We start from the raw sequence: 12,187 nt of genomic DNA, 5'->3' as shown, positions 1-12,187 counted from the left end.
GGTGCCGCAGAATGGCAGGCATTCTAACTAATTAGATAAAGCAAGGGATGAGATCTCGGAGAACTTTTAAGAAGTAGAGAGAACATCTTTACGAATGTATGAATGGGAGAGAGATATGCAAAAACTTCGAAAGCTTCCTTGGCGTCCAATTCTAGTCGGAATCGGTATCGTCGGGTTAATTATTGTTTCCAATCTTTTTTTTCAATTGACGCAAAATGATTTTTCCTTTGACTTGGCATTTAAATTTGCTTTTTCTTGGCACACGGAGAAATTCTTTTTAGGATGTTTTGTGCTGCTGGTTTTTTATGGCTGGATCAGTAGTTTGCTAGGGTCATTAAAAATGGGGAGTCTTTTTTATGCTCTGACCGTGATCGGTGTGGGAAGCGCCAATTTTTTAAAAATGAAGTATCGGATGGAACCAATCTATCCCGATGATCTGAAAATGATTACTGAATTTGGAATGATTCGCGATATCGTTGGAATACCGGTGTTTATTCTCTTTTTACTACTTCTGGTGATTGGGTTGCTGCTAATCGTCTTTAGTGTAAAGAAGAGTTTGAAACTAAAGAAAAAGCAGCAATGGATTCGCTTGAGCATTTTTGTTTTGACGAGTGGTCTCTTGATTTATGCAGGCGGCTTTAATCAGCAGGGAAATATCTTGCGAGAAGCTTATAATAAGACGGCGTTGTGGATTCCATACAGTCAGAAAATGAATTATTACAACACAGGATTTATGGGTGGTTTTCTATACAATTTGCCTGTCGATGCGATGGAAGAGCCCGCCAACTATTCTGCTGCTGCAGTCAAAAAAATCACGGAGGAGTATCAGCCGAAAAAGGAGAATGCATCCGAAGAAAAGCCGAATATCGTGTATGTGATGAGTGAAAGCTTCTCCGATCCAAGCCGATTGAAAGGGTTAGAGATCTATGGCGGTGATCCATTGCAGGCGTATCGTGAGGTGGCAGACACGACCTACAGCGGACAAATGCTCTCGCAAAATTACGGCGGCGGTACTGCGAATATCGAATTTGAAGCATTGACTGGATTTTCAATGGAGCTCTTCAATGCACAGATGACAACACCTTATACGATGCTGGTACCAGAATTCAAGTCATTTCCTTCATTAGTAGGGACATTAAAAGAGCGAGGCTATGAAACAACCGCGATCCATCCGTACAATACATCCATGTACAAAAGAAAAGACGTTTATAAAACATTCGGCTTCGATCAATTTCTCGACGAAAGTACGATGACGCATAAAGACAAAATCGAAAACAATCCCTATATTTCCGATAAGGCAGCGTATCAGGAAGTCTTCGATCAATTAGAAAAAAAGAATCAACCGCAATTCTTACACTTGGTGACGATGCAGACGCATATGCCGTATGAAAATAAATACGACGAACTGCCTTATCTTGTCAAAGGAGAAGACAGTATGGCTGTAAGAAGTTATTTGCAAGATGTCGCATACAGCAGTGAAGCATTGAATGATTTTCTGACCAAGCTGGACAAATTGCCTGAACGGACATTGGTCGTCTTCTGGGGCGATCATTTGCCAGGGATTTATTCGGAGGAGATTCAAGAGAAGAATCAAGGAGACCCATTACATGAGACTGAATTTCTCATGTACGACAACCGGCATCAATTGAACAACGAGCGGGTGACAACAAGTCCATTTTATTTTGCGGCAGATCTTTTTCAACAAGGGCGACTGCAAATGACTGGCTTTCAGCAGTTATTAGTAGAACTGCAAAACGAGCTGCCAGCATTTGAAAAAGGAATGTACTATCAAAGTGGACAGTGGTTTAAAGAAGCTCGATTGAACAAGAAGCAAGAAAAATTATATCAGGATTATCAAATGATCCAATATGACATCACATCCGGAAATCAATACAGCTTAAAAGAAGCATTCTTTGAATAAACCAAAGGGAGTAAACTATGGGATTTAAAAAGAAAGACAATCAGAGTTATTACAATCCGGTTCGCCGTGCGATCTTAACGCATGGAATGATCGAACCAGGAGATCGAGTGGCGATCGGTATGAGTGGCGGAAAAGATAGCACGACGTTGCTTTATTTGTTGGATCGGATTCGCCGACAAAGAAGGTTGGGGTTTGATTTTGAGCTAGTACCGATCGCGCTTGATATGGGATTTGAAGGGTGTGACATTACGCCGATGCAGGCTTTCGTTGAACAGTTGGGGTATCCATTAGAAATTGTTCCGACAAACATTGCCAAAGTTGTTTTTGATATTCGGAAAGAAAAATCCCCCTGCTCCTTATGTGCAAAACTACGCCGAGGAATCTTATACAATCGAGCCCATGAATTGGGGTGTCAAAAAGTCGCGTTGGGGCATCATGTAGATGACGCGATCGAGACCTACTTCATGAACTTTTTGTTTCACGGAAGGATGAATAGTTTTGAGCCAAAAAGCTATCTATCGAAAACAAACGTAACGTTAATCCGTCCGATGATCTATTTGGAAGAAAAACAAATCATCCGCCTTGTGAAACGCGAAGAGCTGCCGGTTGTTTTTAATCCTTGTCCTGTGGATAAAAAAACAAAACGGGAAGAGATAAAGAACGTAGTGACCAGAATGGCGAATCACTACCCAGATATTCGAGAAAAGTTTATAATGGGCATGGAACAAGGAACAGCTGAAGATTTTTGGAATAAAAGTCTCTAGTGGAAGCTCTTACAATCGATTATTTTAAAAGTAGTGATTGTATTCCCGCCTTTTCTCATGCTATAATTCGTTTTGTATTCATGAGGGAGTAACTAGCAGCGCAAGCTGTGGCAACGCCACCAGCAAGAAAAAGATATTTTTCTGGTGTTGTCTTAAATAGTGAGACTTATGTATGTGTCTTTCGCATACACAAGTCTATTTTTTTTACTTCCAAAAGGAACACTAATTTAAGGAGGAAAAAAATGTCCGAGGAGAAAAAACAACAACTGATAAACCCTTTTTATTCAGAAGAAAAAGAACAGGTTTTAGCAGAAGTTCAAACGACTGAAGAAGGGCTGACAACTGCGGAAGCAGAAAAACGCCTAAATGAGTATGGTTTGAATGAATTAGAAGAGGGCGAAAAGAAAAGTATGCTTGCTCGCTTCTTAGAACAATTTAAAGATTTGATGATTATCGTCCTATTGTTTGCGGCAGTCATCTCTGCGGTCGTTTCTCATGAAGTAGTGGATTCGATCATTATTTTAGCCGTTGTGATCATCAATGCGGTGATGGGGGTTGTACAAGAATCGAAGGCTGAACAAGCCATTGAGGCCTTGCGTGAAATGTCTACACCAAATGCCAATGTTTTACGTGATGGTCATATCCTTTCTGTGAAATCTACCGATCTTGTTCCCGGCGATATCGTAATGCTGGAGGCCGGTGATGTGGTCCCTGCGGACTTACGTTTGATCGAAGTCGCTTCATTAAAGATTGAAGAAGCTGCTTTAACAGGAGAGTCTGTTCCGGTAGAAAAAGAATTGATCGTTATTGATGCTGGCGAAGTGGGCATCGGCGATCGTGTGAATATGGCGTATTCAAATAGTAACGTCACTTATGGCCGCGGAAAAGGCGTGGTCGTGAATACAGGAATGAATACCGAAGTTGGTAAGATTGCTGGAATGTTAGCACAAGCAGATGAAACAGAGACACCATTGAAAAACAACTTGAACCAATTGGGTAAATTCTTGACACTTGCTATTATTATTATTGCTGTCGTGATGTTTTTCGTAGGAACTGTCTTTAACGATACCTCGTGGGTCGATATGCTCTTGACCTCGATCTCATTAGCAGTTGCGGCTATTCCTGAAGGCTTGCCGGCGATCGTTACGATCATTCTTGCTTTAGGGACCCAAGTGATGGCTAAACGAAATTCTGTGATTCGTAAATTGCCTGCAGTAGAAACTTTAGGTTCAACAGATATTATTGCTTCTGATAAAACAGGGACTTTGACGTTAAATCAGATGACGGTTGAAAAGCTTTACGTCGACAACCATCAATACGATGCGAATGGCGAAGTACCTAGCGATAGTATGGCGATGAAAGTCATGAACTATGCGAACGATACAAAAATCGCGCAAGACGGCAGTTTGATCGGCGATCCAACAGAAACAGCGCTTGTGCAATTTGGATTGAATAATCACTTTGATGTACGTGAAAAAGTTGCTGCAGAACCTCGCGTGGGTGAGCTGCCTTTCGACTCAGACCGTAAGCTGATGAGCACACTGCATGAAGAGCAAGATGGAAAAATCTTAGTAGCTGTCAAAGGCGCTCCAGATGTCTTGCTTGATCGGACGACACATATTTTGTTGAACGATCAAGTGGTTCCTATGACAGAGAAAGAAAAACAAGATATTTTAGCGAATAATAAAGACATGGCGCAGCAAGCGCTGCGTGTATTGGGCATGGCTTACAAATATGTAGACCACGCTCCAGCAGAATTAGAAACGGAAGTCGTTGAAAACGAATTGGTCTTTGCTGGATTAGTCGGCATGATCGATCCAGAACGTGCCGAAGCGGCCGAAGCAGTACGTGTGGCTAAAGAAGCGGGCGTTCGTCCAATTATGATCACTGGTGACCACAAAGATACCGCAGAAGCGATTGCTGCTCGTTTGGGGATCATCGAAAAGGGCGACGATGCGTCTGTTTTAACCGGTGCGCAATTAAATGAACTTTCAGACGAAGAGTTTGCTCAGAAGGTAGAGCATTATTCAGTCTATGCCCGTGTGTCTCCAGAGCATAAAGTTCGGATCGTCAAAGCGTGGCAAAAAGAAGGAAAAGTAGTTGCCATGACAGGAGACGGCGTCAATGATGCGCCTGCCTTGAAGCAAGCGGATATCGGTATTGGTATGGGGATCACAGGGACAGAGGTTTCCAAAGGAGCTTCTGATATGGTTCTTGCGGATGACAACTTCGCGACGATCGTCGTTGCTGTGGAAGAAGGACGTAAAGTCTTCTCCAATATCCAAAAAGCGGTTCAATATTTATTGGCTGCGAACTTAGGAGAAGTATTGACGTTATTCATCGCTACTTTGCTTGCTTGGGATACCTTGCTGCCAATTCACTTATTATGGATCAACTTAGTAACAGATACTTTTCCTGCGATCGCTTTAGGAATGGAGCCTGCGGAAAAAGACTTGATGCAGCATAAACCACGGGGACGCAGTTCAAATCTGTTTTCTGGCGGCGTCTTCTCAAGTATCATTTATCAAGGGATCTTAGAAGCGAGTACCGTGTTGTTTGTCTATTGGTCAGCGATTCAATGGCCGGTTCATTCAAATTATGGAGAGATTCATTCGGACGCCTTGACGATGGCTTTTGCAACGTTAGGCTTAATGCAGCTATTCCACGCATTCAACGTGAAATCTGTGCATCAATCCTTGTTCAAAGTTGGTGCCTTCCGCAACAAGAGCTTTAACTGGGCGATCTTATTATCCTTTGTACTAATGATGGTCATCATCGTTGTGCCAGGGCTGAACGATGTCTTCCGGGTAGCCCATCTTGACTTGTATCAATGGGGGATCGTGATCGGTGCTTCCTTTGCGATTATTCCAATCGTTGAGATCGTGAAATTCTTCCAACGCAAAACGTTAAAAGAAAAATAAACCAAAAAACTTCGCATGGCGATCCTTATCCGATCTCCTGCGAAGTTTTTTTATTTAATCAGTGCATACATGTGCATGTCTTTTACTTCACCGTTTTTCACCGCGTTTTTCCGCAAGGTTCCTTCGAATTGAAACCCGCATTTTTCCAGCAATCGACAAGAGGCTTTGTTGGTGGAAAAGGGTTCTGCAAAAATCCTCAGGATATCGGTTTCTTTGAAAATATACGCCGTAACAGCTGTCACGGCTCGCGTAGCAAAGCCCTTGCCCCAATCATTTTCGGAAAGATAATACCCAATTTCAGCCGTACGCCTATGGATATTTTCCGAGCGAAAAACACCGATACTGCCAATCACTCTATCCCCATCAACAATGGCGAAAGCAAATGTGTTCGACGAATCAGCACGCAACATAGATTCAATGAACGCTTGGGCATCTTTTTTAGTGTATGGAAAAGGCAGACCGTCTCGCAAGTTGTCATGAATGTTTTTATTAGACAAAACTTTTGCCAGCTCTTCGGCATCGTCTCTACGCCATTTTCGGATGATCGTATCCATAGAAAATCCTCCATTCGAAACAATTTCTTTAACCATAGCATCTCTTCCCATAGAAATGAAGCGGCTTTTAATTTTTTCTGAACAGCTTTGCATAATGGCGAAAAATCGGTAAAATGAAGGTATCCAAAAAAGAAAGTGGGAATAAAGGAATGCGACCGAATACAGGATACTATGCAAGAGAGATCAATGAGATCGTTCAAAATACTGAAAAGATGGGTGAACGGTTACACCCAAGCTATGAAGAAATCCGTACTGCTTTAGATGAAAAGACGATCACTGAATTTGATCAAGAACACCTGTCAGAGATCCACGAGCTGTTCAAAGAGGGGACACAGTTCTACGAATTAAATTTAGAAAAAATCAGCATGTTGAAACCACCCGCAAAGGTGATCGGCAATCATAAGAAATTTGAACGCGCATTTATTCAATATGTCGAAGGCTGCCAAGAAATGACAGACAGCTTATTGCCGGAAGTAAATGAGGAAGCCTTCAATGCAGCAGAAAAAAAACAAGATGAAGCAACGGATAAAATTTATAAAACAATCCAAAAAATTACGAACCTGTTATTGAAATAGCGAACAATCCAAAAACATAAGAGAACAAAAGTTTTCTAATTTTATTATAACGTTATTTTAAATACAGATGGGGAAGATTCGGGTATTATTAATTCATAACCAATAACAACCTTTTCTTTTTCATTGCATTTAGGTAATACTCCTTTAGCACCGATTTGCCGATCGGTGCTTTTTTTTTGTCCTTTTTTAGTGTTGGTCAATCCAAATTTTTTATAATAAAAACCGACTGACGTTTAAGTGCACACTTAAGGTCAGCCGGATTGTTTAATTTTCGATATTTCTTACATAATTCTCGAAATAATCATTCAGATCGTTTTTAATTTTTTGATAGTCTTCTTCACTGTAGTCCTTCTCATCAAGACGTCCTTTAAAATTTGGCAAGTCCAAATCCTTTTTAAGTCGTTCGATGACTTCTTCTTTATTCATCAGCAATTCCCTCCACACTAACTGACACTGTCTATGAAATCAAAACACGTGAAACTCGTTTGAACTGAGCTAGGCTTCGAAATAGACACAAACCGCTTCTGGCGCATAGACGTCTTTTTGGATCATTGTCAATAGGCCGCTTTCGGCATCCCGGCGATAAAGCGTCAGGTTGTCGCTGTTCTGATTCGCTGCAACGACATACGCGTTGTCAGGACTTAACGCGAAATCTCGTGGGAAATCGCCTTCTGTTGAGATGCTTTGTACGTTTTCGATATGTTGCCCATTTTCAGTGATCACGAAAACGGCAATTGAATTATGACCGCGATTCGATGCGTACAAATAGCGCCCATCGTTAGAAATGCGAATCGCAGCACCGCCGTTTTCACCGTCAAAATCTGCGGGCAAAGTGGAAACTTTTTGTTTTTGAGTGAAGCTGCCATCTGTCTGATCGTAGCTGAGGACGCTGACGGAACTGTCCAATTCACCAAATAAGTAGGCAGTTGTTTCATTCGGATGAAAAACTAAGTGACGAGGACCCGTCCCAGGTTCAGCGACATAGACCGCTACTTCTTCAACGGCACCGTTGTCAGCAACATCATAGGTGTAGACACGGTCAGTACCAAGGTCACATACGACTAAGCGTTGATCTGGCGCTAGGTCGGTATAATGAGTATGTGCATGGTCTTGATTTTTGTGAGGCCCTGTTGGTTCTTTATGTGCAAGGGATGCAGCCGCTTCAAGCGAGCCGTCTGATTGGATTTTGTACGTGTTCAGTTCCCCTTTATGATAATTTGCTCCGTAAACCAATTGACGCGCTTCATCAACAGCCACATAACATGGCGGAGCGCCTTCTTCTGTCACCGCATTCAAAAAATTGATTTGAGGGTCGTAGCTAGACACTCCGCCTTTTTCCTCACGGCTCGTAACGGCATAAAGAACTTCTTCTTTACTTTTAGTAAGGTATGTTGGGCTTATTTCCGCTGTTACTAATTCTAGATTAGTTAACGTTTCAGTGTCGGTATTCAGATCGATTTGATAGATTCCTTGACTGATGCGTCGGGTGTAAGTGCCTAAAAGTATTTTTTGGATCATGAAAAAACCTCCTTCAGTGTACATCCATTTTAGCAAGTTTATTGTCACTTGGATAGCGCTAACTTTATGATATAATTGAAAAATAAACAAGAAAAGAGCGTGACGTATGACAGTAACTGAAATCACTCAAATTGGAAAAAATGCAGTTAATGATGAAAATATCTTGATTCTTTTCGGACAGACGATTACACCAGATTTAATGGATGTTTCGATCGTTCAGAAGAAAATCAGTGAGACACCCATTGATTTGAAAGAAGGCGGACAACTTATTTTTGGCGAGCAAAGCTACAAAATAAATGGTGTTGGACCGTTAGCCAATGAAAATCTTAATGAGATCGGACATGCGACTGTCTTTTTTCAAGAAGAGGTTGGCATGATCCCAAATGGGATTTATGTTACCCCAGAAAAACTTCCAGATTTGGAAGTAGGAATGAAAATTACATTTCAATAGGAGCGTGAGTGCGTGGATAAAAAGAAATTGACGCAAAAAACGTCTTGGTTTTGGAAATGGTTTTTGAACAGCCAAGTCGTAGTGGCATTGATCATCGTATTGTTGCTGCTGTTGATCACGTTGGTTTTTACAAAAGTATCGTATATTTTTGAGCCTGTCGGACAGTTTTTTGCCATCGTGGGTCTACCTATCGTGATCGCCGGAATTCTCTACTATTTGATGAATCCAGTAGTCAACTTTCTAGAGAAAAAGGGTGTTAAGCGAAGTATTGCGATTATTTTACTCTTTGTAGTTGTTGTGGCATTGATCATCTGGGGAATTGTCGTGATCATTCCGCAAATTCGTGAGCAGCTTAGTTCGATGCTGAAAAGCTTGCCGGGGTATTTCGATACGATCAGTGATAAGGCAAGTGAGATTTTTAAAGATCCATCCTTTGAACCCTTTCAACAGCATATCGACAATAGTTTACAAAAATTACTAGAGTCGTTAACAGAAACAGCACAAAATATTTCTCGTGTGACGTTGCAGGGATTGGGAAGCGTCGTTTCAACCTTAGCGACTGTCGTGATCGCTTTGATCACAGCACCGATCATCTTGTTTTTCCTATTAAAAGACGGTGACCAGTTAGCACCGTATGTCCTCAAATTGTTGCCGACTAAAATGCGCAAACCGTCATTACGCGTGATGACTGAGATGAATTCACAACTGGCTTCGTATATTCGAGGACAGTTGACTGTCGCTTTTGCGGTGGCAGTGATGTTTATTATCGGCTTCTCGCTAGTGGGGATGAACTACGCGATCACCTTAGGAATTCTAGCAGGTGTGTTGAATTTGATCCCCTATTTAGGATCGTTCTTAGCCATGGTCCCGGTAGTTTTCATTGCCTTGGTAACCGGCCCGATCATGCTGGTAAAAGTCATTATTGTCTTTACGATCGAACAGACGATCGAAGGACGGATCGTATCACCATTGGTGCTGGGGAATCAATTAGAGATTCATCCTGTTACGATCATGTTCGTATTGCTGACAGCCGGAAAGATTTTCGGCATTGCGGGCGTCATTCTAGGGATTCCTTTTTACGCCGTCGCAAAAGTTATTGCGATCCATGTATTTGAATGGTACAAAGGTGTCTCAAACCTTTATGAAGAAGATGATACAACAAAAACACCTGTCGATGATTGATCGACAGGTGTTTTTACGTAAAGTATCAATTAAAACTGTGCAGCCAATGATTTGGCTTTTTCTTTTGCCGCATTCATGATCTCAGGTGCTTTTGATGGATCATAATCCGCACCTTCAATGTAAATGGAATCAAAATCAGTGATACCAATAAAATTCATCATTCCCTTAACGTATTGCGCTGAGAAATCTTGACCATTATATGTACCGCCACTTGATTGTATATGAACAGCTTTCTTATCAGTTATCAAACCGGTAGGACCTTCTGCAGTATACTTAAAGGTTTTACCTGCCACGTTGATCGTATCAAACCATGCTTTTAATCGTGTAGGAATATTTAAATTCCACAAAGCGTTGGCGATAACGATTTTTTCACTAGCTAAAAATTGATCAGTAAATTCATTAAAGACACGAACTTTTTCTTGTTGAACATTACTTAACTCTGTAAAATCAGTTCCCTTTTGAAGCGATTTCCAAGCGGATAATAAGTCGCCGTCAATTTCTGGGATATCTGTATAATACAAATCTAACATGGTGAAAACATCTTCTGGATGACTTGCTTGATGTGCCTCGATGAAAGTTTCCAAAACACTTACAGTTTGAGAGTCTTCTGCGGACAACGGATGAGCATTCACTACTAAAACATTTGCCAAAACTAACACTCCTTAAATTTAATTACAAACGAATCGTACACAATATATCGACAGCAGACAATTTTTCTGCTCGAAACGTTCAATAAAGACTTATTTATTAGCTTGCTACATAACGACGATAGGCAGATGTTCCGCCGATCACGTTTGCGACTTGGAATCCTTTGTTTCGTAAAAATTGCGCCATTGTTTTTGAACGGCCTCCGAATTCGGTAAAGAGGTAATACGTTTTACCTTTATCAAGCTGGCTTAAACGGTTGGGCAACTGAGTCAATGGAATACGAGTGACCTTTGAATTTTCAAGTAAATCAAAGGAATCTACAAAATCAGGATCTCTTAAATCTAAAACATCCAAGGGTTCCTTTTCAGCAAGGGCCATAAATTCTTTTGTTGTTACTGAGTTATACATCTTTCTTCGACAACCTTTTCTTTCTTAATATTGATTCCAACTTTAATCTATTTGTTGTCTGATTACAAGTGTTATTGCGGACTTTTTACTCCTTTTTCAGGAAAAATGAAGAAATCAATCAAAATATTTTCATATCCAGAAATTGTTGATAAAAATTTGGGATTTATTCAAAAAAAAGAGGGATTTGAAAAGAATTGGACATTTTTGGTCAAATAACAAAAGAGTCGTCGATTCAAAACAGATATCGCTTGCGTGAATCAGAGTGCATCGTTAAAATAGGAATGACGGAGGGAAGAAAACAATGGGAAATTTTCAATTAGGGAAACTTAATTTAAAAACGATCGCTATTCGTGTACGAGATCGTGATGCCATGATCCATTTTTATCGAGATATTATTGGGCTGCATCTATTGCGTGAAGAAAACGAATTGGCGATTCTTGGATACAAAGATCCAGCAAGTGAACTGTTATGGTTAGAAGAGAGTCCTCGGGCAAATGAACACCGTGGGGAAATTAAAAAAATGCAGCGCGTGTCACTCGTGGTACCAAATATCGAAGAATTGGCGAACGTCTACTATCGAGCAGAAAAAGAGGAATATCCGATCAAATCTGCTTTACAGGCGGATGAAGAAAAAGGGCTGCTGTTTGAAGACCCTGAAGGAAATGAAATTGAGATTTTCTATGCGCCAAGTAAGGAACGTTCGACATCAGAGCCCGTTCAACTAGATTTTAAAAAGCTGCTGAAAAAGGCAACGAAGCGTGAAAAAATTCATGAGGCGTATTTTGACAAAATCCATTTGAATGTCAGCGACCTGAACAAGCAACAAGCTTTTTTAAAAAATATTCTAGGTCTGACTGTATACGATGAGAGCGAAGAAGAATTGCTGTTGAATCGTGGGGAATTTAACGTGGGGCTGACAAATGCGACAGGCGGGACGATCGATCTGCCGACGGATAAAGTCCTTGGACTTGATTTTCTGCAATTCAAAGTTTCCAAAGAGAACTTATTAGAACTTATCCATCATTTAACGGAAGAACAATTAGAATTTTTCATCGACAAAAAAGAGTCCTTGATCACGATCTATGATGCAGCCGGCATCGAGTGGTGGTTCGTATTAAAATAGATATACATAACCGCGAGTAATCGCGGTTTTTTTGTTGTCTTCGATCTCACTCAAACCAGGAATAGCCATTTCTTTTGATTCAACGCGGAGGTGCTGAATGTAGAAACACATTCAAAAGTGCG

12 protein-coding genes are annotated in these 12,187 nt (G+C 40.9%); 7 read left to right on the top strand and 5 right to left on the bottom strand.

What is annotated here, in order from left to right:
- Nucleotides 1-115 precede the first annotated feature (115 nt).
- The 3 genes from IGI66_RS10395 (at nucleotide 116) to IGI66_RS10385 (ending at nucleotide 5,606) form a co-directional block, all read left to right on the top strand.
- Complete coding sequence (locus tag IGI66_RS10395; protein ID WP_438848872.1) at nucleotides 116-1,921, top strand: LTA synthase family protein; 1,806 nt, start codon at nucleotides 116-118, stop codon at nucleotides 1,919-1,921.
- Nucleotides 1,922-1,938: 17 nt separating this feature from the next.
- Nucleotides 1,939-2,685, top strand: coding sequence for a tRNA 2-thiocytidine biosynthesis TtcA family protein (locus IGI66_RS10390; RefSeq protein ID WP_438848870.1), 747 nt, complete (start codon nucleotides 1,939-1,941; stop codon nucleotides 2,683-2,685).
- Between the two features lie 242 nt (nucleotides 2,686-2,927).
- Nucleotides 2,928-5,606 carry a cation-translocating P-type ATPase gene (locus tag IGI66_RS10385; RefSeq protein WP_438848868.1) on the top strand — a complete coding sequence of 893 codons (2,679 nt, stop codon included), beginning with the start codon at nucleotides 2,928-2,930 and terminating at the stop codon, nucleotides 5,604-5,606.
- Between the two features lie 50 nt (nucleotides 5,607-5,656).
- Here the strand turns inward: IGI66_RS10385 and IGI66_RS10380 are convergent, their stop codons facing one another.
- Entirely contained in the window at nucleotides 5,657-6,160 is a 504-nt protein-coding gene (locus IGI66_RS10380) for a GNAT family N-acetyltransferase (protein ID WP_086303439.1), read from the bottom strand.
- 149 nt (nucleotides 6,161-6,309) lie between these two features.
- Here IGI66_RS10380 and IGI66_RS10375 point away from each other — a divergent pair, with 149 nt between their 5' ends.
- Nucleotides 6,310-6,735, top strand: a complete 426-nt coding sequence (locus tag IGI66_RS10375; RefSeq protein ID WP_010780137.1) for a hypothetical protein — start codon at nucleotides 6,310-6,312, stop codon at nucleotides 6,733-6,735.
- 264 nt (nucleotides 6,736-6,999) lie between these two features.
- Here IGI66_RS10375 and IGI66_RS10370 read toward each other — a convergent pair whose 3' ends face one another.
- Both IGI66_RS10370 and IGI66_RS10365 read right to left on the bottom strand, forming a co-directional pair.
- Nucleotides 7,000-7,161, bottom strand: a complete 162-nt coding sequence (locus IGI66_RS10370; protein WP_086303440.1) for a hypothetical protein — start codon at nucleotides 7,159-7,161, stop codon at nucleotides 7,000-7,002.
- A gap of 69 nt (nucleotides 7,162-7,230) precedes the next feature.
- Entirely contained in the window at nucleotides 7,231-8,253 is a 1,023-nt protein-coding gene (locus tag IGI66_RS10365; protein WP_288227336.1) for a lactonase family protein, read from the bottom strand.
- Between the two features lie 106 nt (nucleotides 8,254-8,359).
- On the opposite strand from IGI66_RS10365, the gene IGI66_RS10360 reads away from it, so the two are divergent.
- Both IGI66_RS10360 and IGI66_RS10355 read left to right on the top strand, forming a co-directional pair.
- Nucleotides 8,360-8,704, top strand: a complete 345-nt coding sequence (locus tag IGI66_RS10360; RefSeq protein WP_288227337.1) for a PTS glucitol/sorbitol transporter subunit IIA — start codon at nucleotides 8,360-8,362, stop codon at nucleotides 8,702-8,704.
- 12 nt (nucleotides 8,705-8,716) lie between these two features.
- Nucleotides 8,717-9,886, top strand: coding sequence for an AI-2E family transporter (locus IGI66_RS10355; RefSeq protein ID WP_086303443.1), 1,170 nt, complete (start codon nucleotides 8,717-8,719; stop codon nucleotides 9,884-9,886).
- A gap of 29 nt (nucleotides 9,887-9,915) precedes the next feature.
- Here IGI66_RS10355 and IGI66_RS10350 read toward each other — a convergent pair whose 3' ends face one another.
- Nucleotides 9,916-10,536 carry an NAD(P)H-dependent oxidoreductase gene (locus IGI66_RS10350; protein ID WP_010780142.1) on the bottom strand — a complete coding sequence of 207 codons (621 nt, stop codon included), beginning with the start codon at nucleotides 10,534-10,536 and terminating at the stop codon, nucleotides 9,916-9,918.
- Between the two features lie 97 nt (nucleotides 10,537-10,633).
- Nucleotides 10,634-10,942: a rhodanese-like domain-containing protein gene (locus IGI66_RS10345; protein ID WP_010780143.1), complete on the bottom strand. Its 309-nt coding sequence runs from the start codon at nucleotides 10,940-10,942 to the stop codon at nucleotides 10,634-10,636.
- A 301-nt stretch (nucleotides 10,943-11,243) separates the two neighbouring features.
- Here IGI66_RS10345 and IGI66_RS10340 point away from each other — a divergent pair, with 301 nt between their 5' ends.
- Complete coding sequence (locus tag IGI66_RS10340) at nucleotides 11,244-12,065, top strand: VOC family protein (RefSeq protein ID WP_431379761.1); 822 nt, start codon at nucleotides 11,244-11,246, stop codon at nucleotides 12,063-12,065.
- Nucleotides 12,066-12,187 lie beyond the last annotated feature (122 nt).

This window comes from Enterococcus sp. AZ048 (assembly GCF_051715125.1).
Taxonomy (GTDB): domain Bacteria; phylum Bacillota; class Bacilli; order Lactobacillales; family Enterococcaceae; genus Enterococcus_A; species Enterococcus_A gilvus.
This window is presented reverse-complemented; position numbering and strand designations above follow the sequence as displayed.